Origin of the sequence: Neptunitalea chrysea (assembly GCF_027924145.1) — a bacterium.
Taxonomy (GTDB): Bacteria; Bacteroidota; Bacteroidia; order Flavobacteriales; family Flavobacteriaceae; genus Neptunitalea; species Neptunitalea chrysea.
On sequence record NZ_BRVP01000022.1, the window covers coordinates 1 to 24,839 of the forward strand.

The 24,839-nt window shown below is 32.3% G+C and carries 20 protein-coding genes and 1 pseudogene; 9 read left to right on the top strand and 12 right to left on the bottom strand.

What is annotated here, in order from left to right:
* The 11 genes from hutI to NBRC110019_RS13860 form a co-directional block, all read right to left on the bottom strand.
* On the bottom strand, positions 1–1,231 hold a 1,231-nt coding region (gene hutI / locus NBRC110019_RS13810), incomplete at its 3' end, for an imidazolonepropionase (RefSeq protein WP_281755798.1).
* 71 nt (positions 1,232–1,302) lie between these two features.
* A complete protein-coding gene (gene lpdA / locus NBRC110019_RS13815) occupies positions 1,303–2,709 on the bottom strand; it encodes a dihydrolipoyl dehydrogenase (RefSeq protein WP_281755800.1) in 1,407 nt (468 codons plus the stop codon).
* A 130-nt stretch (positions 2,710–2,839) separates the two neighbouring features.
* Positions 2,840–3,409 carry a TolC family protein gene (locus tag NBRC110019_RS13820; protein WP_281755802.1) on the bottom strand — a complete coding sequence of 190 codons (570 nt, stop codon included), beginning with the start codon at positions 3,407–3,409 and terminating at the stop codon, positions 2,840–2,842.
* Positions 3,410–3,559: 150 nt separating this feature from the next.
* A complete protein-coding gene (locus NBRC110019_RS13825) occupies positions 3,560–3,925 on the bottom strand; it encodes a hypothetical protein (protein WP_281755804.1) in 366 nt (121 codons plus the stop codon).
* A gap of 107 nt (positions 3,926–4,032) precedes the next feature.
* A complete protein-coding gene (locus NBRC110019_RS13830) occupies positions 4,033–5,127 on the bottom strand; it encodes an AMP-binding protein (RefSeq protein WP_281755806.1) in 1,095 nt (364 codons plus the stop codon).
* Between the two features lie 3 nt (positions 5,128–5,130).
* Entirely contained in the window at positions 5,131–6,072 is a 942-nt protein-coding gene (locus tag NBRC110019_RS13835) for a CPBP family intramembrane glutamic endopeptidase (protein WP_281755808.1), read from the bottom strand.
* A gap of 9 nt (positions 6,073–6,081) precedes the next feature.
* The gene (locus tag NBRC110019_RS13840; protein ID WP_281755810.1) at positions 6,082–7,116 is read right to left on the bottom strand and encodes an o-succinylbenzoate synthase; all 1,035 of its coding nucleotides are present in this window, start codon (positions 7,114–7,116) and stop codon (positions 6,082–6,084) included.
* A 252-nt stretch (positions 7,117–7,368) separates the two neighbouring features.
* Positions 7,369–8,049: a metal-dependent hydrolase gene (locus tag NBRC110019_RS13845; RefSeq protein ID WP_281755812.1), complete on the bottom strand. Its 681-nt coding sequence runs from the start codon at positions 8,047–8,049 to the stop codon at positions 7,369–7,371.
* A gap of 214 nt (positions 8,050–8,263) precedes the next feature.
* Positions 8,264–10,258 carry a tetratricopeptide repeat protein gene (locus NBRC110019_RS13850; protein WP_281755814.1) on the bottom strand — a complete coding sequence of 665 codons (1,995 nt, stop codon included), beginning with the start codon at positions 10,256–10,258 and terminating at the stop codon, positions 8,264–8,266.
* A 70-nt stretch (positions 10,259–10,328) separates the two neighbouring features.
* Positions 10,329–11,219 carry a 1,4-dihydroxy-2-naphthoate octaprenyltransferase gene (gene menA / locus NBRC110019_RS13855; protein WP_281755816.1) on the bottom strand — a complete coding sequence of 297 codons (891 nt, stop codon included), beginning with the start codon at positions 11,217–11,219 and terminating at the stop codon, positions 10,329–10,331.
* A 10-nt stretch (positions 11,220–11,229) separates the two neighbouring features.
* A complete protein-coding gene (locus NBRC110019_RS13860; RefSeq protein WP_281755818.1) occupies positions 11,230–12,069 on the bottom strand; it encodes a 1,4-dihydroxy-2-naphthoyl-CoA synthase in 840 nt (279 codons plus the stop codon).
* Between the two features lie 59 nt (positions 12,070–12,128).
* On the opposite strand from NBRC110019_RS13860, the gene NBRC110019_RS13865 reads away from it, so the two are divergent.
* Complete coding sequence (locus tag NBRC110019_RS13865; RefSeq protein ID WP_281755820.1) at positions 12,129–13,247, top strand: C1 family peptidase; 1,119 nt, start codon at positions 12,129–12,131, stop codon at positions 13,245–13,247.
* 281 nt (positions 13,248–13,528) lie between these two features.
* Positions 13,529–14,353, top strand: a complete 825-nt coding sequence (locus NBRC110019_RS13870) for an IS5 family transposase (RefSeq protein ID WP_281755822.1) — start codon at positions 13,529–13,531, stop codon at positions 14,351–14,353.
* A gap of 32 nt (positions 14,354–14,385) precedes the next feature.
* Here NBRC110019_RS13870 and NBRC110019_RS13875 read toward each other — a convergent pair whose 3' ends face one another.
* The gene (locus NBRC110019_RS13875) at positions 14,386–15,846 is read right to left on the bottom strand and encodes an aminoacyl-histidine dipeptidase (protein WP_281755824.1); all 1,461 of its coding nucleotides are present in this window, start codon (positions 15,844–15,846) and stop codon (positions 14,386–14,388) included.
* Between the two features lie 85 nt (positions 15,847–15,931).
* Here NBRC110019_RS13875 and NBRC110019_RS13880 point away from each other — a divergent pair, with 85 nt between their 5' ends.
* From NBRC110019_RS13880 to NBRC110019_RS13910, 7 genes and pseudogenes are all read left to right on the top strand, one after another.
* Positions 15,932–16,987 (top strand): DUF3810 domain-containing protein, encoded by a 1,056-nt coding sequence (locus tag NBRC110019_RS13880; protein WP_281755826.1) that lies wholly within the window; start codon positions 15,932–15,934, stop codon positions 16,985–16,987.
* 69 nt (positions 16,988–17,056) lie between these two features.
* A pseudogene (locus NBRC110019_RS13885) lies at positions 17,057–17,389 on the top strand (amidohydrolase family protein); the annotation flags it as partial.
* On the top strand, positions 17,390–18,817 hold the full coding sequence (locus NBRC110019_RS13890; RefSeq protein ID WP_281755828.1) for a hypothetical protein: 1,428 nt from the start codon (positions 17,390–17,392) through the stop codon (positions 18,815–18,817).
* 6 nt (positions 18,818–18,823) lie between these two features.
* Positions 18,824–20,449, top strand: coding sequence for a TlpA family protein disulfide reductase (locus NBRC110019_RS13895; RefSeq protein ID WP_281755830.1), 1,626 nt, complete (start codon positions 18,824–18,826; stop codon positions 20,447–20,449).
* 46 nt (positions 20,450–20,495) lie between these two features.
* Entirely contained in the window at positions 20,496–21,299 is an 804-nt protein-coding gene (locus NBRC110019_RS13900) for a TrmH family RNA methyltransferase (protein ID WP_281755832.1), read from the top strand.
* A gap of 30 nt (positions 21,300–21,329) precedes the next feature.
* The gene (locus tag NBRC110019_RS13905) at positions 21,330–22,562 is read left to right on the top strand and encodes a M48 family metallopeptidase (RefSeq protein ID WP_281755834.1); all 1,233 of its coding nucleotides are present in this window, start codon (positions 21,330–21,332) and stop codon (positions 22,560–22,562) included.
* Positions 22,563–22,597: 35 nt separating this feature from the next.
* A complete protein-coding gene (locus NBRC110019_RS13910) occupies positions 22,598–24,805 on the top strand; it encodes a RelA/SpoT family protein (RefSeq protein ID WP_281755836.1) in 2,208 nt (735 codons plus the stop codon).
* Positions 24,806–24,839 lie beyond the last annotated feature (34 nt).

The window sequence follows — 24,839 nt, forward strand, 5'->3', positions numbered from 1 at the left end:
TAAAGTTTCCTTGTATCATTACTTTATCTATAAGTTGCTCACCAAACGAATACGGCAAGTAATAAAATGAAGGTACAGGTTTAGTAATCATTACATTTGCTTTTTTACCCTTTGTAATACTACCATACTCCCTTGATAAATTCATTGCATAAGCACCATTTATAGTAGCCGCATTAATGGCCTCTTCGGGTGTTATTTTCATCTTTATGCATGCAGTAGCTACCACAAAATTCATATTTCCACTTGGCGTAGTCCCCGGATTATAATCTGAAGCCAACGCCAATGGTAATCCATTATCAATTAACTTACGAGCTGGTGTATACGGTATGCTTATAAAATAAGAACAACTTGGCAATGCTACCGGCATAGTACCCGAACCTTTTAATACCTCAACATCTGCATCATTCAATACCTCTAAATGATCTACCGATAATGCCTTGCAATCAACAGCCATCTCAATTCCATTAATCATAGTAAATTGATTCACATGAATCTTAGGCACTAAACCATATTGCTTTGCCGCTTCTACTATCTTACGGGTTTGTGCTACCGAAAAATAACCTGTTTCACAAAAGGCATCTACAAATTCGGCTAAATTTTCGGCTGCTACTTTAGGCAACATTTCATTAATTAACACATCAATATATCCTTCATGATTATTTTTATATTCAGCCGGAAAAGCATGAGCTCCTAAAAAAGTAGCCTTTATAGGTAAGGAGAACTCTTCTTTCAGGCGCTTTATAACCCTAAGCATTTTAAGTTCTGCCTCGGTAGTTAATCCGTATCCCGATTTTATTTCAACACCACCAGTTCCCATTTTCATAACCTCCATCAAGCGTAATTTAGACTGCTCATACAAATCATCCTCTGAGGTTTCTTGTAGCTTTTTAGCAGAGTTTAAAATACCTCCTCCTCTATTAGCTATTTCTTCATAACTCAATCCATTAATTCGGTCCACAAACTCCAACTCTCTATTCCCGGCGTACACAATATGAGTATGGCTATCATACCAAGTAGGTAATACAATTTTACCGGCACAATCTTCAATAGTATCCGCCTCTATAAAGGGCAAATCGCTCATTTCCCCAAAATCCTTAATTTCATCACCTTCAATCAGTAAGTAAGCATTTTTAATAGATGGTAAAATCTTCATATCAGCTCCTGCTACAAATGCTATATCTGAATCTCTAACCTGAAGTAACTCTTGTATATTTACAAATAAAGTAGTCATAATTTAGTATTTTTTATAAGACAAAAGGCTGTCTATAGACAGCCTTTTAAAATATATTTTCACAAAAAACATTACGAATGTAATGCTCTGTTATCTGTTGCAGCCAATGCAGCTTCCTTAACCGCCTCTGCGTACGTAGGGTGCGCATGGCTCATTCTAGAAATATCCTCTGCAGATGCTCTAAACTCCATAGCCGTAACTGCCTCAGCAATTAAATCGGCTACACGCGCTCCAATCATATGCACTCCTAATACCTCATCGGTAGCTTCATCAGCAAGTACCTTAATAAATCCGTCGATATCCGTACTTGCTCTAGATCTACCTAAAGCTCTCATAGGAAACTGACCTGATTTATATTTTACACCAGCCTCTTTTAATTGCTCCTCTGTTTTACCAACAGCAGCAACTTCTGGCCAAGTATAAACAACTCCAGGAATTAAGTTATAATCAATATGTGGTTTTTGACCCGCTAATATCTCTGCAACCATTACTCCTTCTTCTTCCGCTTTATGCGCTAGCATAGCACCTTTAACTACATCTCCAATAGCATAAATATTAGAAACAGATGTTTGTAAATGATCGTTTGTTTCTATTTGCCCTCTTTCTGTAAGCTTAACACCAGCAGCTTCTGCATTTAAACCATCTGTGTACGGACGTCTACCTACCGATACTAAACAGTAATCCCCTTCAAAAACAACTTCATTTCCTTTTTTATCATCTGCTTTCACAGTAACGGTATCACCCTCTCTGGTAACATCTTTTACTTTATGAGATGTATAAAATTTAAAGCCTTGTTTTTTAAGCACCTTAGTAAGCTCTTTAGACAGCGCACCATCCATACCCGGAATAATTCTATCCATAAACTCAACTACAGATACCTTTGCTCCTAAACGGCTATACACCTGTCCTAATTCAAGACCAATAACTCCCCCACCAATAATTACTAAGTGCTTCGGTATTTCTTTAAGCTTTAATGCCTCTGTAGAAGTAATTACACGCTCTTTATCTACTGAAATAAATGGTAAAGACGAAGGCTTAGAACCTGTAGCAATAATGGTATTTTTTGCCTCAATAGTTTCTGTTTCACCTTCTGCTTTCGCTATACTAATATGTGTAGCGTCTTCAAAACTACCTACTCCGCGAAAAACATCAATTTTATTCTTATCCATTAAAAAATCGATTCCCTTAGTTGTCTGATCAACAACTCCTTGTTTACGGGCAATCATTTTTTCAAGGTTCGCTTTTACCTCACCAGAAATTTCAATTCCGTGTTCTTCAAAATGCTTAATGGCATCATGATAATGGTGCGTAGAATCTAACAACGCTTTAGATGGGATACACCCAACATTTAAACATGTTCCACCAAGGGTAGCATACTTTTCTATTATTGCAGTTTTCATTCCCAGCTGAGCGCAACGAATTGCTGCTACATAACCACCGGGACCCGAGCCTATAACGGCTACATCATATTGAGTCATAATACGTTTTATTTGAAGTCTAATTTTTAACCAATCATAACAAATGTACAAATGTTTTAAAACTTATTGCAATTCCTTTCATAGGTTTCTGCTAAAAAGTTGTAGATATTACAATATTAAATTGATAACATTAGTTTTCTTCCAAAGAATCTGTTCTATATAGGTATAATACCTCTTTATTTTTAAAATTTGCATAGGCATTCACCAAGCTACTTGCTGCCTGTTGTTGAATACGTTGTGCATCTAATAACTCGGTTAATCCTGACAGTCCTGCCGCATAATTATCGGTATTCACTTCTAAATTTTCTGTAGCTTGTTGGTTATTAATTTCTGCAAAATGAATTTGCTCATACGCATTGGTAACGTTATACCAACTTTGCATAATAGCCAATTGTAACTTATCTTTTACATCATCCAAATTATTTTTAGCAATAGCAACATCCAATTTTTTCTGTTTTACTTTTTGTCTTCCGGCTCCCCACCAATCAGAAATAGGAATGGTTAATGTTCCCATAGCTACTGGTACAACCCGACTGTTGAACGTATTGTTAAAACTACCTAACTGGGTACCTGCCATACCTACTGTAAATGTAGGTAACAGGTCGGCTTTACTAAGTTTAGTTTGTAATTCTTTAGCAGTTACCGATTTTTCCATCAACTTATAATTACTATTAGAAGTTACCACAGTATCTACTGTCATATAAGTCAATTCAGGATTTTTAATAAAATAGCCCCAAAACTTCACTAAAATTAACTTCCGTATGCTTTGAGACTATTTTCTCCCGAACCCTTATTTTTGTATGCTACTATCTTAAAACAATTTTCTTGCCAAGAATCTGCAATTATATTTTTAACGATATCTGCCAACGGTATTTACCCCACTAGGCATTAAAACAATACTTTCAATATTTGAAGGGTTTAACGCTTTTAGCATTTCCATAGAACTTCTAACCCCATCTATATAAACCACATGTTCCTCTTGATTTCGCATACAAAGCTTTTGAAGTTGATAGAACTGATCATACCTTATACCTATTCCCGGTACCGTTGCATACAATGCATTGTATACATCTTGCCAACTGTTTAAAATAAACTTATCTGAAGATACTGTATAACAAGTTACAGAACCATTACAATCTTCCGTTTTCTTCTTTATCTGTTGCGCATTTACACTTATAATACCCATAAATACAAATACAAAAAAAATTGACTTCATAGTTTTGTTGTTTTAATTTTTAACTAAACTATAAAGTCAATCAATATTATTCAATACTAAATGAGTAAACCCCTATTACCAAAGAGTAAACTAGTAATATCATTTAGTTAACTCTTTTCTATCAAGGCCAATGTTTCTGTACGTATGATTTTATCATTTAATGTACGTACAAATTTTTGTAATGCTATAACCTCTTTAGGCTTTTCATATTTTTCTAAACCAGCTTCTTCTATTTGTTTTTTTACCAAAGCAACCACTTCCTCTTTAGCACACTCTACTATCAAAACAACTTTTTCTCCTAAATTTTCATCTGGCATACCAGTAACAAAATATGGCTTTTTAATAGTATCTAATTTCGCCTCAATTCTTTCTGGAAATAACTTAATACCTCCAGAGTTAATAGCATTATCAATACGTCCTAACCATTCAAATTTACGTTTAGAAAGTAGATTTACTACATCATTGGTTACCACCTTTTCATCTGAAACATTTGGTGCATCAATTACCAAGCAACTACGATCATCTGTACTTATATTTACACCCGACATGACTTTAAAGTACGTATACTCCTTACCTTTTTTAAACTTGTTTACTTTTCTTGAGGCAATATGTGTTATGGTCTCAGTCATTCCATAGGTTTCATAAATATAAGACGGAATGCTTTGTAACTCGGCTTTTAATCCTGGTGTTAATGGTGCTCCACCCACTATAATTTTTTTAACTCTGTGAAGTTCTTCTAGCGAATACTTTACCTGCATAGGTACCATGGCACAAAAATCGTATTCTTTCTCATTATATAACAAAGGATACTTATCCGGTGGCACAATATCAATCTCCAACCCTAAAATCATTGCTCTCACTAACATCATTTTACCTGCTATATAATTAGCAGATAAACAATGTAAAGCTCTATCTCCTACTTCCAATTTAAAATGGTTTCCTGTAGCAATTGCAGAATTTACCATTTTATTTTTATCCAAACGAATTCTTTTAGGAGCACCCGTAGACCCAGAAGTCTGCACCTCTACATAATCTTTTTGATCTAACCAATCCAATAAAAAGTTTCCAATCTCTCTTTCATGAGGTTTACCTTCCTTAATAAAAGTATAAGCAACATCATTCAGGTTTTCTCTTGAAAAATGGTATCCGTTTAATTTAAATCTGTTATGAATATTTTTAAAACCGGGTACTTGCATTTCCATGGTCTAATATTTTTTGTTAGTAGTTTCTTCTTTTAAAGTATGCAATTTACCAAACAATTTCTCCTTCCAACCATTCCATTTATAAATTTTAGAAAAAATAAATAAAATTAATATTTGAATAACAATAGGGATAAAGATCTCTATCCCCACTTTAGGATCTCCAATATTTTTAAATACCGAATCTGTTTGAATAACCGTCCAGTCTGCAGTCACCAATAAGGCACCAATCATATTATTAGCGGCATGAAAACCTAGGGCGAGTTCCATCCCCTCATCCATTAACGTCATTATACCCAAAGTAAACCCCGTTCCAATATAAAACACCAATACAACATCCCCCATTTGGGCAATCTCTGGGTTTCCCAAATGCATAATTCCAAATAATACAGATGTACCTATAAAAGGAATCCATTTACACATACTACTTACCCCTAAACCTTGCATTAGATATCCTCTAAATATATATTCTTCTAAACTTGTCTGAATTGGAAGTAAAAGTACCACCAAAAACAACATGACAAATTTCTCCAAATCAAAGTTAAGTATAAACACCTCAGGGTATATTTTATAGCTGATGTATACAGTTAATAAACTAGCAAGTGAGATGGTGAAAAAACTCATAAAAAACCGATTCCAGTCAAATTTAGAACGACTTGTAGTTAATTTAAGTATTGTGAATTTATGCAGGTTCTGAACCACAACAAATAATGTAAACAGTCCAATGGCAAAGCTTACAATATATAATACCAGATAAGTATTATTACCCAAAAGATTTATAATCTCATTTAAACTATGAGCCTCAACACCTAGAGTGTTTTTTTTATAAGCTATCAATAGCTGCATTGGTAGTCTACCTATAATTAGCCAAGCCACAATTACAATGACAAAACCTATTAAGTATCGCCACCATTCATGTTTGCTTTTAAGCGCTTGTTCTATATACATACTAGTATTTTATAAATTGAAGTTCCACTTACCTGAATTGGAATATATAAGTTTGCCTGATTTAACTATTAATGGACTATCAAAATTATTGGTATACAAAGCTCCCGTACCTAGCCCTTGTGGCATATTGTTATCTAAAGTAAACGTAAACTGAGCAATTGCATTTAAACCTATATTACTCTCTAAAGCACTGGTTATCCACCATTCTACTCTATTTTTTTCTGCTAATTGTATCCATTCCAAGCTTCCTTTAATTCCACCAACTAAACTAGGTTTTAAAATAATATATTGAGGCTTAATAGTTTCTATTAGCTCTTGCTTTCTTTTAAATGTAGTAATACCAATTAATTCTTCATCCAATGCTATTGGCAGTGGAGTCACCTCACATAAACTAGCCATAACATCCCAACTTCCTGCCCTAATAGGTTGTTCTATTGAGTGTAGTTTAAATGCTGATAGTCGCTTCAAATTTTCTAATGCCCTATCATGACTAAATGCACCATTAGCATCTACCCTAATTTCTATATCATCCTCAGAAAACTGTTCTCTTATATACTTAAGTAAATCTAATTCCGTTTCAAAATCAATCGCACCTATCTTTAATTTAATACAGGTAAATCCGGCATTAAGCTTATCTATAATTTGAGACTTCATATATTCCTTCTCTCCCATCCAAATTAATCCATTTATGGCTATTGGAGCCTCTTTTGAAGTAAAATCGGATGGATACAAAACATACGGATTTTCAGCATACAACGAATCAAAAGCCTGCTCTAACCCAAACTGTATAGATGGAAAATCGGACAATTCTTTATACAACACATCCAATCCTAAATGAATATTGTTACAAACCCATTGTAGCTTTTCCTCATAATCTGGTCTGTCATCAAAACTCAATGCTCTTAAAATTCCGCATTCACCAATTCCAATAGAATCTTTATCTTCTAATAAAATAAACCAGGTTTCTTTTTTAAGCAAAACACCCCTAGAGGTTCCACTGGGGCGTTTAAAATCTAATATGTATTTTTTATAAGTAGCCTTCATATTTTAAAAGCTATAAGGTACATTATTATTCAAAGTAATTACTAACTATATAGTTTATAAATATTGTATTACGTGGCTTATTTTTAAAACCATTTACTAATGATATCTTCACCTACAATTTCATCTGAAGTACACCCCTTTATTGCTATTAAGTATAATTCTATAATCATTTGAGCCTTTATCTTAACAAAGATATTATGTTAGAGACAAAGCCCATTGCAAAATGTAAATTTTCAATAATCCAATTACATTTTACACATTAATACTTGCTCCTATATTTAATAAAATCAATTCTTTCCCTTTTTGTTCAAAGGTTGATTTCGCATAATCATGGTCTATTTTAATGTATCCAAAAGTATCGTAATGACATCCTAAAATCTTATCACATTCAACAAACTCAGCAGCCACAACAGCTTCGTCTACTCCCATTGTAAAGTTATCTCCAATTGGTAATATCGCTAAGTCTAGTTTAAAAAACATAGGGATTAACTTCATATCTAACGTTAGGGAAGTATCTCCGGCTATATACACAGTTTTACCACATGAAACCAATACAAAACCTCCTGGTAAACCACCGCTTTTTCCATCAGGAAAGGTAGAAGAATGTATGGCTGTAACGTATTTTAAGCTTCCAAAATCAAATTCCCAGGTACCACCATGATTCATTGGATGTGTTTGAAACCCTTTTTCTCCATAATAAGATGCTATCTCCGCATTAGAAACAATAACAGCGTTAGTTCTTTTCGCAATGGTCTCAACATCATATACATGGTCTTGATGTGCATGTGTAACAAGTATATAATCTACCTCTAATGTATTGATATCTACTATACCATGAGTAGCTTCATTAGGTGAAATAAACGGATCTACTAATAGTTTTTTTCCTTCCGTTTCTATATATAATGAGTTTTGACCGTAAAATGTGACTTTCATTTTAAAATAGTTTATAATTAGTTCTATTCAAAAATATACATTAATAGCCATAACTTTAAAGTATCTATTTATATAATTTTGTTAATTATAAACCCCTAATTACTATTACAAAATCATAAATTTCTTTTCCTTTAGGCCTTCTTCACCCATCATAATAAAACGATTGTTCTTATGTACACCATACTGAAGCGGATAATAGATTGGCTTAATCTTTTCAGTTGTCGAACATTAATTCAAATAGAAATATTTTGTTCGAACTAAATTTATGATATCCTTTAAGTTCTTTTGTAATTACTCTTACTAGCTCTTGTCTGTGACTATTAGAATTATATGACTCCTTATTTTCTATTCCTGAATTAATAGTATAAACAAGTTGTTTACAATTATCTAATTGTGAAATCGATATTTGAATTTCAGCACCGTTATTTTTAGCTAACGCTAAAGTACTTTTGTATAGTTCATAAATTAACAGAGATAATGCCAAAACATCCTTTCCTTTAAGATACATATCTTTCACAATTATTTGAGGGCGCATCTCTGCATCTATAAAACTAGGTACTACTTTTTTTAAAAAGTCATTTAAAGAAATCGTATCCATACGTTGTTCCTCCAAAATTTTTCTATTTAAAAGTAATAAGAAATTTACATCCTGAATAAAATCGTTTACCTCTACTGTTACTTTTGACTTTTCCGAATAAGCTTCCTGATTAGGAAAATCCCAAATAATAGAAATCAATCGTTCTGTAAGATTATTAATCTCAATATAATTCTGTTTCTCGTTTTCTGCTAAACTCTCAATTTCAGATTGATTGTCTACAATAATTTCCTTTGAGGCTTCTAATTGTTTAATATTACTATTCTTTCTCCTTAATAGAAATATGATACCTATTAGTATAAACAATACTACACTACAAAAAAGGACTGTTATCTGTTGAGAAGATTGTAATTTTGAAATTTTTTCAAGTGCTACAGCCTCATTTTCTTTACTTTTCTCTAATAATCGTTTCTTTACTTTTATTTCATTTTCTTTTGTAGAAATAACAAAAGCTAGTTTAGATTGTAAAAAGGCATCAGAGGTTAGTGAATTGTATATACTATCTTTAATAAGGTTAGATTCTGTAAGAAATTCATACGATTCTTTAAAATCATGAATAGCATATTTATATTCGGAATATACTTCTAAATATTCCTGAATTATGGACTTATAAACTACACGATCAAACTCTAACGTTTCAAATAAATTTAAATACTCCTTAACCTTTTTTAAATCATTTTTTTTTAGAAAACACTTAGCCAAGAATATAACCGATTTAGCCACGCTAGAAGGCATATAATATTCATGATAATTTACTTCTTCTTCTAAAAACCGTATGGCCACATCTAAATCTCCTTGATAATAATAAGCCTCTCCTAAATTACCCTTCAACAAGGCCATTAGATGTAAAGACTTCCTATCATCATCTGCCGAAAGTTTATTATAATGACTTAAAGCTCTTCTAAAAAAAATGGTAGCACTATCAATCTTTTTTTCTTTTAAATAATACAGCCCAAGATTATTTGCATAGCTAATCAAAAGATATTCATCAGGACTCTCGTTTATGTATTCTTCAAAATACTTAGGTCGCAACATATTAATAGCCTTCTTATACATGCCCAATTTATAGAAAACATCTTCTTCTGTAATGTGGTAATTAACTAAATGATAATAAGTAGAAGATTTAGAATCTAATGTATCTCTAATCCTTTTTAGTCTTTCAAGATAATAAATACTACCTCCATAGTTAAGAGTCTTTTGATATCCATTAAATAATTCAGAATAGAGTTTAACCAATTCTTTAGAGCTAAAATAAGAGGAATCCGCTACAGCTTTTTCAAAAAATTTTAACGACGAATTAAGATTTTCTATGTTCTTATAAAAATGTCCTTTTGCAAAATTAAAGTAACGAAACTCATCGGTACCTGGCTGAATTTTCTTTTCTACTCCATTAAGAAATTCCTCTATCTCATCTTGATTAGCTTTATAGTCTAATTTACTTAAATCAAGTAACTTTTTTAATTTATCTGTAGTTGTCTTTGCATTAAGATAGGCCTCATAATCCTTAGAAGCACTTAACTTAATAGCACTTTGCCCAACAATAATTTGACTTGTAAAAAAGATACAAATTAAAATTTGATACCCATACGATATTAAACTACTTTTCGGCTTCATTAATCACAAGTTCTACTTTCTATTAAAGCTAAAACAACCTTTCTTAAAACAAATACTTCTTAAATCACTTTTATAAAAATTTACCTATCAAAAACAATAGTGACATAAAGAAAGTACTCAATGCTACTTTCTTTAATTCTTTATCTAACATTGCTGGCACTTTGTTCTTTTTAACTATAATAAGATGCGCTATTAAAGGCATAAAAGAAATCAAATATACAATTTCCCATCTACTTTCAAAAGAAATGATTGAATATAACATCATTGAAAGCATTGCCATGACAATCAGATAATAATGATAATATTTAGCAAACTGTGGTCCTATTTTTACAACAATCGTTTTTTTACCTGCTTTAATGTCATTTTCTCTATCTCTCATATTATTTAAATTAAGTACTGCTATACTTAAAAAACCAACTGACAACGCAGGTAAAATTACTTTCCAATAAAAAACATGCGTGTATAAAAAGAAAGATCCTATTACACTAACAAGTCCAAAAAAGATAAAAACAAAGAGATCTCCAAAACCTGAATACCCATATGCAGATTTTCCTACCGTATATTTTATGGCCGCAACAATACTGGAAACTCCTAAAACAAAGAACAAAGCAGAATACCCAAAATTCGCTACACCAAATGCTTTATATATTAAAACTAATGCTATTACTAAGGTAATAACACTTGTAATAATCATAGCCTTTTTCATTTGCGCCGGTGTTATTACTCCAGAACCTACCAAGCGCTGTTCTCCTACCCTATCAGCATCAGTTCCTTTTACACCATCACCATAATCATTTGCAAAATTTGAAAGCACCTGAAAACCAATGGTTGTAAGCAGGGCTAAAACAAAAACGGTAATATCAAAATATCCAAAAGAAACGGCTATTGCTGTACCTACTAAAATGCCCGAAATTGACAACGGCAGGGTTCTTAACCTTGCCGCTTGTATCCAATGTTTCATATAATCTATATTATGGAATATATTTTTTATCAAAATTTGGCTTACGTTTTTCAAGAAACGCATTTCTACCTTCTTTCGCCTCTTCTGTCATATAAGCCAATCTAGTTGCTTCGCCAGCAAATACTTGTTGCCCCACCATACCATCGTCTGTTAAGTTCATAGCAAACTTTAACATTTTTATAGAGATTGGTGACTTTTCTAATATTTTTAATGCCCATTGATAGGCAGTATCTTCAAGCTCTTTATGGGGTATCACGGCATTAACCATTCCCATTTCATAAGCATCTTGCGCTGAATAATTTCTTCCTAAAAAGAAAATCTCACGAGCCTTTTTCTGGCCAACCATTTTGGCTAAATAAGCAGAACCATACCCCCCATCAAAACTGGTTACATCGGCATCGGTTTGTTTAAAAATAGCATGTTCTTTACTTGCCAGTGTTAAATCGCATACCACGTGTAAACTATGTCCGCCTCCTACTGCCCAACCTGGCACAACTGCAATAACTACTTTCGGCATAAAACGAATTAATCGTTGCACTTCTAGGATGTTTAAACGGTGATACCCATCTTCTCCTACATATCCTTTATGACCTCTTGCTTTTTGATCTCCTCCACTACAAAATGAATATACACCATCTTTTGGAGAGGGACCTTCAGCAGATAATAAAATAACTCCTATTGACGTATCTTCATTTGCGTCATAAAATGCCTCATACAACTCTTTGGTAGTTTGAGGTCTGAAAGCGTTTCGTACTTCAGGCCTGTTGAATGCTATACGGGCTACCCCTCCGCATTTTTTATAAGTTATATCGGTAAATTCTTTTACAGTTACCCAATCTATGTTACTCATATTTTGTTAATTTGGGTAAAATTAACGTATTTCTTCCGTACCTTAAAATTAATTACTCTATGAGAAAAATCTTTTTAACCTTATGTTTTTCATTATCAATAGGTTTACTACATGCCCAAGAATATATCTTTACTCCGGTAACAGATATAGAAGCTACCGAAGTCAAAAGCCAAGATATTACAGGAACCTGCTGGAGTTTTTCTGCTACTTCATTTTTAGAATCAGAAATCATTAGACTTACAGGAAAAAAAATCAATGTTTCTGAAATGTTTAACGTACGAAACACCTACTCTACAAAAGCATGGAACTATGTTATGCGCCAAGGAAAAGCACAATTTAGTCAAGGAGCCCTTGGACATGATGTTATCAATTCAGTTAGACAAAATGGATTGGTACCAGAAACTGCTTTCTCTGGTTTAGTTTTTAACGAAACAAGATATAACCATATAGAATTAGAAGGTACTTTAAAAGCTATGCTAGATAATTATATTTTGAGCAAATCGGGTAACCTTAGTCCTAAATGGAAACTAGCTGTCGAAAATGTATTAGATGTTTATATGGGTAAAAAACCAAGCGAATTTGAGTATGAAGGAAAAACATACACTCCTGAAAGTTTCTTAAAAATGACCAAACTTAATATGGACGATTATATTACTATTACTTCCTTTACTCATCAACCTTATTATCAATCTTTTATTTTAAATATCCCTGATAACTTTTCTAATGGAGCTATGCTCAATGTTCCATTAACAGATTTCACGGCAATTATAGATAATGCCCTAAAAACAGGATACACCATTGAATGGGATACTGATGTTTCAGAAAAAACATTCTCAGCTAAATACGGTATTGCATTTATTCCTGAAAATAGCGGGGATGCCTTAAAAGGTTTAAAAGAAATAGTTTCTGAAAAAGTAATTACTCCAGAATACAGACAACAAGAATTTGAAAACTATAACACTACTGATGATCACTTAATGCATATTGTGGGGAGTTTAAAAGATCAGAATGGTACCATCTATTATAAAGTTAAGAATTCATGGGGTACAAATCCTAACAGAGTTACTAATGGAGGATATGTTTACGTAAGCAAAGCATACATAGAATTAAAATCAATCTCTATTCTAATACATAAAGATGCATTACCAAAAGATATTAAGAAAAAGTTAGGGCTATAGAATACCAAATTCTGACTAGTCCTGAAATAAAGAGAGGTTTGAAAAACAAACCTCTTTTTTTATTTAAAAAACTTAAAATCAAATTTACTACCAATACATTTCCTAAAACCTATTCAGAAGCTTCTTCAAACATCACTACTTCAAAATATATATTTAATAATGCATCCAATAACTTTAAATGAATAATTACTTATTGAAGTGATTTAAACTTTTCTTAGAATAAAGAAAAGGGTTGTAGATATTTGTGTTGCTAAACATATAATTATCAAAACCAACCCTTTATGTACAGTGTACTTGACAAAGATACAATAGAATTGGAAATAGTTGCTTATATACCCAAATCTCGTCGTGGATTTGCTGTAACGGTTCCCTTGTCAGAGATTATAAATGCGATACTTTATAAACTTAAAACAGGAGTGCAATGGTTTCAGCTTCCGGTAAAGGCTCTTTTTAAAGACAAAGTTATATGCTGGCAATCGGTTTACTATCATTATCGCAAGTGGAGTCGGTGTGGTTTTTGGAAAGCTTGCTGGATTAAATTTCTTAAACGTCATCGCTCAAAACTAGACCTTTCCAGTGTGGATTTAGATGGAAGCCACACGCCTGCTATCAGAGGTGGTGAGCAGGTTGATTATCAGGGAAGGAAGAAACGGAAAACAACCAATGCACTCTACCTGACTGATAGGCAAGGCTTGCCGTTAGCTATGTCAGAGCCTATAGCTGGAAACCATAACGACCTATATAATATTGAGGTTCAGTTTGAAGAGATTACTGCGACTTTAGAAGAAGCCAATATTTCTGTAGATGGGTTATTCCTCAATGCAGACGCAGGTTTTGACTCAAAAGACTTAAGAAAAGCTTGTTCGCAAAAGAACATCCATGCCAATATTTGTTTTAACAAACGTAACAGCAACCATGAGAGAGATGAATATTTCGATAAAGAACTTTATAGGCAACGATATGCCATTGAACGTACCAACGCATGGTTGGATGGATTTAGATCACTCCTCAATAGATACGATACAACCACCGAATCTTGGAAAGGTCTTAATTACATCGCTTTTATTGTTGTAGCATCGAGAAAATTTAAAAAGAAAAAAGTTTAAACGAGTTCATTATATACATCCAAAACACAACACTATTTATGAGGTATGTTACAAATAATTTCCGTTAGATATTTCCAAAATTTTTCACTCGAAGAAATACTTGCTCTTTCATCAGGTGAATGTGCCCCTTTAATTGTTGGACCAAAACTAATCATATCCATATCAGGATAATTCTGACCTAAAATACCACATTCTAAACCTGCATGACAAGCTACCACTCCAGGCTCTTCTTCAAACAGCTCGGTATACTTGGCTTTTAAAACTTTTAAAATAGGAGATTCAACATTGGGTGTCCAGCCTGGGTAACTTCCAGAAAAACGGACTTCGCAACCTACCAATTCAAAACATGAACGTAAAGCATTAACCAAGTCTAATTTAGAAGACTCTACAGAAGATCTCGTTAAACAGCTAATCTTTATTTTACCATCTTTAATAACAACACGTGCAATGTTATTACTAGTTTCAACTAAGTCATCCATAGAGGCGCTCATTTTATACACCCCATTGTGTGCTGCATAAATAGCCCTTGTGATTCCTTCTTGCACTCCTAATTCCATCACTGCCTCAGGTGTTGTTACCACCTCAGCTGTAATATGTAAATTAGGGTCTGTATACTTTAATTCCTTCTTAATTTCTGTAGCTAATTGATTAAATTCCAAAGCAAAAGCATCATGATGTACTTTATCTACAACAACAGTCGCAAAACTTTCTCTAGGAATCGCATTTCTCAATCCACCACCTTCAACTTCTGCAATACGTAAACCAAAATTTTCGAACCCATCAAATAACAAACGATTCATAATTTTATTTGAATTTCCATATCCACAGTGAATTTCCATACCACTATGCCCCCCTTTTAATCCTTTAACGATTATCTTATAAGCTACCGTATTTTCGGGTACAACCTCTTCATTATAAAAACGTTTTGCAGTAACATCTACACCTCCTGCACATCCTATATTAATCTCATCGTCTTCCTCTGTATCTAAATTTAGAAGTATTTGTCCTTTTAACAAACCACCTTCTAGCCCCATAGCACCAGTCATTCCGGTTTCCTCATCAATTGTAAATAATGCTTCAATATCAGGGTGCGGAATATCTGTACTCTCAAGTAATGCCATAATTGCCGCAACACCTAATCCGTTATCTGCTCCTAAGGTGGTACCATTAGCTCTTACCCAATCGCCATCCACATACATTTCAATTCCTTGTTTGTCGAAATCAAAATCAGTATCGGCATTTTTTTGGTGAACCATATCTAAATGAGACTGAAGCACTACTGGTTGTCTTTTTTCCATAGCACTTGTGGCAGGTTTTCTAATAATAACATTACCAACCTTATCTCTTATAGTTTCTAACCCTAATTTTTCACCAAATTCAGTTATAAACTGAATTACTCGTTCTTCTTTTTTAGACGGACGAGGTACCGCATTTAAATCGGCAAAGTTATTCCATAAGGCTTTAGGTTCTAAATTTCGTACTTCGGAATTCATTTTTTAGTAATTTAGTTTTAGCAAAAGTAACGATTAACAGCAACTAAATAGTTATTTTAATTATTTTTGAGGCATGTCCAAAAAAATGAAAACAATATTGGCATTATCAATTATTCCTCAGGTTATAATTGTAAAGCTTTTAGGAAAATATCCAGAATTCATAGAAGAATACTACAGTACAGGTTTTTACGTATATCTTTCAAAGTTATTCAGGTATATTTTTGGTTGGGTTCCTTTTTCAGTTGGAGACATTATGTATACCCTTTTGGGTATTTTAATTGTGCGGTTCTTTATTTTAAAAGGTTCGCTATTTTTTAAAACCACCCGTGTATTTTTAAGAGAAGTCTTTATGGCATTATCGTTAGCTTACGGAATATTTCATATTCTTTGGGCTTTAAATTATTACCGTCTACCACTACATAAAAGTCTTAATTTAAAAGATGGCTACACAACAGAAGAGCTAGTTGAATTTACAACCAAACTTATACATAAAGCCAACGAGGTACATTTGCAAATTACAGGAAAGGATTCTATTAAAGTTAACTTTCCGTATTCAAAAAAAGAAATTTTTAAGATGACTAAAAATGGATACGATCATTTATCTGAAAAATATCCGCAATTTGCCTATACCCCAAAAAGCATTAAAAACTCTCTTTATAGTACAGGCCTAACATATATGGGATACAGTGGTTATTTAAACCCTTTTACCAACGAGGCTCAGGTAAATGGTCTTATTTATAATTTTAAATTCCCTACTACATCATGCCACGAAATAGCTCACCAATTGGGCTATTCTGCCGAGAATGAGGCCAATTTTATAGGATATCTTGCGGCTGTACACAACGATGATATTTACTTTAAATATTCAGCTTATATATTTGTTCTAAGATATTGCTTAGGTGAAATGAAACGTAGAGATGAACAACAATTTAAGGAATTTAATACTCAAATTAATTATGGTATTATTCTGAATTATATTGAAGTTTCAAATTTTTGGGCTAAATACCAAAACAAAGCAGAACCAGTTTTTAAAAGTACTTATAACACCTTTTTAAAAGCAAACCAGCAAAAAGAAGGACTTAAAAGCTATAACTATGTGGTTTCTCTTTTGGTTAATTATTACAGAAACAAAGTTTTATAAAATTTCCTTATATTATGATACTTCAAGACAACATTAAGGTTTATGAAAAATTATCTATTCTTTAAAGGTATCGTTTCTTTAAATCCTAATGGAGATATGGAACGTATGAGTACTAGAAATCTACCTTTCTATGCTGGTACCTGTGCAGGATACGGTTTAAGCAAAGAAGAAGCATTAAGTCTTATCTCCATAAATGCAGCCATTATTTTAGGAATTCAAGATACTATGGGAACCTTAGAAAGTGACAAGGATGCTGCCCTGTTTATTTCAGAGGGGGATGCATTAGATATGCGAACAAATAATTTATTTAAAGCATTTATTCAAGGTAGAGATATTAGTTTAGAATCACATCAAACCGAATTATACAATAGATATAATCAAAAAATAAACGGATCTAATTAAATGAATACAAAACTATATGTAATCATTATAATACTAGCGATTGGGCTTTCAGGTATTTCATGTTCTAAACACCAGAAAAATATTGCTAGCATTCCTGTAACAAATGTATTAGATTCTTCTACTGTTATCATAAAAGTAATTACAGACAATCCTAATATTAAGGATAAAATTGTAATTCTTAACGAGAAGAAATTTTATACTGCTAACCAGAAAAATTTAGTAGAAAAACTAGAAAACAACAACCAAACCATTTCGTATTCAAAGGATCAAAAAGCGGAGTTTAAAGAAATCAGAATAGGTAAAAAAAGATTCTTCGTTTACATTACTCCAGGAGACAAGCTTACTCTAAACATAAAACATGATTCTATTAACCTGTACGGAACACATACAGCAGAATATAATTTCTTTATTGAATTAAAAAGGAAAAACCTGATTCCTCCTAACTTCAATAAAAACAGTAAAGTGTACAAAACTATTCTTGACAGTATCTATGAAAAACAAATTACGTTTTTAAATAACTATCATCTAAAACATCCCGAAATCTCAAAAACCTTTTTAGATGACACCAATAACGAATTACTTTTTCAATATTATTATTATTTATGTTTCCCACGGGGAATAAAGAATTTTTTAAAAAATCAATATCTTTCACATTTAGATGGCATTTATTCTAAATATAGAAATAATAGCGCATTTGAGGCTGACGAATATTTTAATTCTATTGATGTTTCTCTTTTTAAAAATAAAAACCTTATTAACAGTCGTCACTTTAAACAAGCGCTATCATTTTTAATTAGATTTTATTTTATAAAAAACAATACAACTTACTATTCTAAAGAAAGCTTTTTAAACGAAAAAAAATATATTGACGCTAATTTTAGTGATGATTTACACTCCTATCTTATAGGCAGATTCCTGATATCTTATAGCTATAAAAAATTTCATAATTCACTAGACAACTACCAGTTATTAAAACAAACTCTTGACAACTTCAACCAAAACTCAACTGACAAAACTATCCCGAAGCTTGTTTATGAAGTATTGAGCAAGAACGATTTCAAAAAGAACAATTTCAAACTTCCGAAAGATGTTACTACAGAAAAAATTATTTCTTCAAAGGGAGACACCCTTAGCTTTGGTGATATCCTTAATTCTAAGAGAATTATAAAGATTGTATTTACTAACGATAATAGTAAAAATATTAATCTTGACAATTCCTATTCAAAAACTGAAAGCCTAATAACTGTTTACTTAAATAAACCAAATGAAAATACTTTTAAAAATAAATCAGACTTCTTTTATTTGGTAACCCCTTATAATTCAAAAATAATAAAATACTTACAAATATTTTCACTACCTTACATAATAACATTAGACAAAAATAATAGGTTACTCTCAAAAGAACCTCTTCCTTCTGTCAAAAAATAATTTTCCATGCATGCGATTAAAAAAATATTTGTTCCCCATTATGTTTATAAAATATCTCTAATACTAATTTTAACAGGCTTACTTAGTAGTTGTATTAATAACAAAAAAACTCCTCAAGAAAAAGTAACTGCTACAAACGAGACTAATACACCAACTACTGAAAAAGTAATAGACCCAGCTAATAGTGTTTACTTTAAAGGCACTTCTAATCATACGGAAAGTTTAGAGTATTTCCATATCATGAATTTCAGTTATCTTTATGGAACAAACCAACATAACTTACATAGAGAAATAAAAAATGACACTTTACAACTAGTTTACAACGAAAGCAATGGTGCTCAACTTAAAGAAATCATGTATTTTGGAAAAGATAATTTTTTAAATTTTAAAATATTTGTTACTCCAGGAGATACTCTCAATTTTAAAATCACTAATGGTAACATGATTTTTGAGGGAACACACGCATCTGATTACAATTTCTTTCCCCAACTCAACGCAAAAAACTACGACTGGCCACACTATAAAGAAGACATTAAACTTTATAAAAAAGAAGCCAAAGAAGTGTATACTAAAAAAATTACTTTTTTAGAAGAGTACCTTAAAAACCATAAAGATGTAACCGAAGGTTTTAAGAAAACAGTTAAAGAAGAACTTTACTTTGAATACTACTACAATCTTATAGCTCCAAGATCGATAAAATCTACTTGCTTATCTGCTGTACGCGGTGCTGAAATTTATTTTAATGATGTAAATAGCGTGTTTAGTACTTTAAAAGACAATGCTAAGAATGCTAGCGGCATGGAAAATGTATTTAACACCAAGGATTATTTTGATAATATTCAATTATCTACATTTAAGAAACCAGATTTAATAACCAATGATTATTATAAAAGAGCGATTGCAGATTATGTTAGGTATTATTTTGTAAACCATGATTATTTTGAATTTAACAAAGAAAACTTTTTTGATGAAAAAGAGTTTATTGAAAAGAACTTTGAAGGTAAAGTAAAAAATTATTTGTTAGCTAAGCTTATAGCCGATTATTATAAAAAAGGATTTGGAAGAAGCAAAAAAGCAAAAACAATTCTAAAAAACACCATCGAAGAATTCAGAAAAACAACTATTGATAGTTCATACCTAGCCGAAATAAAAAACATTGAAAGTAAATTAGATTTCTTTGACTTACAATTACCCAATCCTGTACTAGAAGAAAAATTATTAACCCGAAACGGAGATACCATAACTATTAAAGAAATTCTTAATAAGGAAAAAGGAAATAAAAAAGTAATAGACTTTTGGGCAAGTTGGTGTTTTCCATGTATTAAAGAATTAAAAGAAGGTAGTAATAATAGTAAAAAACTAACTAGCTCAGAAAATGTTAGCTTTATATATATTTCTACGGACACCCAAAAAGAAGCATGGGATAACATGTCTAAAACCATGCAACCCTACTTTGCAGATAAGCATCAATATCTGCTTTTAGATAGAGAACATTCTAAACTGAGTACATTTTTTAAAGTAAAATTTATTCCCAGAACGGTAGTCTTATCTAAAAACAATTCTATTGTTTATGATGATGCACCAAGACCCTCGGATTCTTTAATGTTTAATAAGCTTATTGTAAATGATTAAGGAGTTGATGACTTAAAATAGTATTTTTGCAGAAATACTCTAGCTCGTGAAAATTATTACAAGTACACAAAATGCTTTTATTAAAGAAATACTTCAGTTAAAAGAAAAATCGCGTTTACGAAAAAAAACAGGAGATTTTGTTTTAGAAGGTCTACGTGAAATAGCGTTAGCCTTTAAAGGTAATTATACCATTGAGACGCTATTATTCTACCCTGATATTTGTGATATAAACACGTTAGAGAATATACTTTCTTACACTTCTGAAACACCAGAACTCATAGAAATATCAAAAGAGGTATATCAAAAAATAGCCTACAGAGAAACCACAGAAGGTATTGTTGGAATAGCTAAAAGTAAAGAACTTACATTAGACAATCTCAACTTTAAAAGAGAACATCCACTTATACTAGTAGCAGAAGCTCCTGAGAAACCTGGTAATATTGGCGCACTTTTAAGAACTGCCGATGCTGCAAACCTAGATGCTGTTATTATAGCCAATCCTAAAACAGATATGTACAATCCGAACATTATAAGGTCTAGTGTAGGCTGCATATTCACCAATAATGTAGCTACAGGAAGTACAGAGGAAATTATTAGTTTTCTTAAAAGTAAATCTATTGCTATTAATTGCGCGGCTTTAACAGCTTCTATTCCATACCAAACACAAGACTTTACACGCCCAACAGCTATTGTAGTAGGTACTGAAGCCACCGGATTGAGTGATGATTGGTTACAAAATTCCGAACAGAACATCATTATTCCTATGCAAGGCGAAATAGATTCTATGAATGTATCTGTTGCCGCAGCTATTCTTATTTTTGAAGCCAAACGCCAAAGAAAGTTCCATTAAATTCATCATACATTATAATAAGATTTCACCATGACCGCAACCCTACTTTTTTATATCATAATAGGATTATTAATTGTAGACTTTTTAGTTGACCAATGTATAGATACCCTTAATGCTAAAAAATATGATGACCCTATTCCTGAACCGCTACAAGATGTATACGCCCCTGAGGAATATGAAAAATCTCAAGCTTACAAAAAAGCGAAACATAAATTTGGTAACCTCTCAGGGGGTATCACATTTATAGTCACTTTAGCTTTCTTTCTTTTAGGTGGTTTTCAGTTTGTAGATAGTATAGCCCGAAGCATTACACAAAATGAAATACTAATAGCCTTGTTATTCTTTGGTATCATTATGTTAGCGAGCAGCATACTATCATTACCTTTTTCTTATTACAACACCTTTGTTATTGAAGAAAAATTTGGTTTCAACAAAATGACTAAAAAGTTATTTGTTTTTGATAAAATAAAAGGACTGTTAATTGGAGCTATCATAGGAGGCGCTATTATGGCACTTATTATTTGGTTTTATCAGTTAACAGGAGAAAAATTTTGGTTGTACGCCTGGGGATTAGTGGCTGTATTCTCTTTGTTTATGAATATGTTTTATGCCAACCTTATTGTACCTATTTTTAATAAACAAACTCCTTTAGAAGATGGAGAGCTTAAAACTGCTATTACAACATACGCAAACAAAGTAGGATTTACACTAGATGCTATTTATGTGATAGACGGATCTAAAAGGTCTACAAAAGCCAATGCCTACTTCTCTGGTTTTGGAGCAACCAAAAGAATTACATTGTACGATACTTTAATCAACGACCTAAATACTGAAGAAATAGTTGCTGTTTTAGCCCACGAAGTAGGTCATTATAAAAAGAAACACATCATATTCAATCTTATTGCTTCTACGCTTCTAACAGGTTTAACTCTATTTATTTTATCATTATTTATAAATGACCCTTTGCTTTCTGAAGCATTAGGAGTTTCTATTCCAAGCTTTCATATAGGTTTAATTGCCTTTGGTATTTTATATAGTCCTATTTCGGAAATAACAGGATTGGTCATGAATTATATTTCCAGAAAATTTGAGTATCAAGCAGATAACTATGCTAAAGAAACCTACGCTGCTGAACCTTTAATAACCTCACTAAAAAAATTATCTAAAAATAGTTTGAGTAATTTAACCCCACATAAAACCTACGTATTTGTACATTACTCTCACCCTACCCTTTTACAGCGATTTAAAAATTTGAAATCTTAAAAGTTTATACTAACTTTATCTAAAGAGAGGAATTTATGGCTGTAATTGATACTGAACAGGAAAACAAGGCAATAGCGCGTGAGTATAAAGAGTTACTAAGAATTAGTTATCAGTCACTTTCCGATGACGATAAAAAACTAATACGATTAGCTTTTGACACCGCTGTGGATGCCCACATGGAGCAACGCCGTAAAAGTGGTGAAGCTTATATATTTCATCCTATTGGAGTAGCAAAAATTATTGCTTCTGAAATAGGGTTAGACGCTACTGCAATTGCATCAGCATTACTTCACGATGTTGTTGAAGATACATCATACACGTTAGAAGATATTGAACATATTTTTAACCCTACAATTGCTAAAATTGTAGATGGGTTAACTAAAATATCAAGTTTAAGTAAAGGGAACGATGTATCGCTTCAGGCTGAGAATTTTAGAAAAATGCTACTTACCATGAATGACGATGTACGCGTTATTTTGGTAAAAATTGCAGACCGTTTGCACAATATGCAAACCATGGATTCTATGCCACCTCATAAGCAAGAAAAAATTGCTTCTGAAACCCTTTACATCTATGCACCATTGGCACACCGTATTGGGTTATATAACATTAAGACAGAGCTCGAAGATTTAGGATTAAAATATACCGATCCTAAAATGTACAATGGTATTGCCAACAAAATTGAGGAAAGTAAAGAAGCCCAAAACACCTACATTCAATCGTTTACCAATATTATTAGAGAAAGCTTAGATAAAGAAGGTTTAAACTATCAAATTAAAGGTAGATCTAAATCTATTTTCTCTATTCGTCGTAAGATGAAAGCGCAAAATGTAACCTATGAAGAAGTATACGATAAGTTTGCGATACGAATCATCTACAAATCAGATACGGCTAACGAAAAATTCCTCGCTTGGAAAATTTACTCTATTGTAACCGATCACTTCCGTCCTAACCCAGTACGTTTAAGAGATTGGATTTCATCTCCTAAGTCTACAGGTTATGAGGCTTTGCACATTACCGTAATGGGCCCAAAAGGTCGTTGGGTCGAAGTACAAATACGTAGTGAACGTATGCATGAAATAGCAGAGAAAGGATATGCTGCTCACTTTAAATACAAACACGGGGAACAAAAAGAACAAGGACTAGATGTTTGGCTAAACCGTTTACAAGATGCCCTTGAAAACCCTGAATTGAGTGCGGTTGATTTTGTAGAAGAATTTAAGTTTAATCTGTACTCTAAAGAAATTTTTGTATTTACTCCTAATGGAGACTTAAAGTCGTTGCCCAAAGGAGCTACTCCTTTAGACTTTGCTTTTAGTATTCACACCGAAGTAGGCCTGCATACACGTGGTGCTAAGGTAAACGGAAAACTAGTACCCTTAAGTCATAAACTAAAAAGTGGAGATCAGGTAGAAATTATTACCTCAGACTCAGCTAAACCTACAGTAAACTGGTTAGATTATGCTACTACAGCAAGAGCTAGAACTAGAATTAAATCATCGCTCAAAGAAGAGAAAAAAGATATTGCTGAAGATGGAAAAGAAATTCTTCGTCGCAAATTAAAACAGTTGAAAATTAATTTCAACGAAAATATTGTTAACGAACTAGTAATTTTCTTTAAGCTAAAAACCAGTCTCGATTTATTTTATAGAATTGGGGTAGGTACTATAGATAATAAAATGCTTAAAGAATATTCTAATAGCCGAAGCAATATGTTTGTAAACTTCTTTAAGAATAAAATAAGAAGACCCAATCATATTTCTGAGGACTTACATAAAGATGAAATTACCGAAAAGTACGATCTACTTGTATTTGGTAAAGAAGAAGAAAAACTGGAATATAAACTTGCTAATTGTTGTAACCCAATACCTGGAGATAATGTATTTGGTTTTATAACTATTAGCGAAGGTATCAAGGTACATAAAAAATCATGTCCTAACGCCATTTCTCTGCAATCAAATTATGCCTACAGAATATTACCGGCTAAATGGATTGATTCTACGCAACAAGAATTTACTGCGGTTATTAAATTAACAGGGATAGATCACCTTGGTTTAGTAAGTGATGTTACCAAAATAATATCTGATAACATGCATGTAAACATGAGGAATATAAATTTTGATACCGATGACGGTATCTTTTCTGGTAAAATCACTTTAAATGTTAAGAACCGAACAATTCTGAAAAAACTTATCGAAAACCTGAAAAAAATCAATGGTATTGATAAAGTAATAAGAATGTAGTAGATACTTTTTCAGATACAAAATATAAACACTA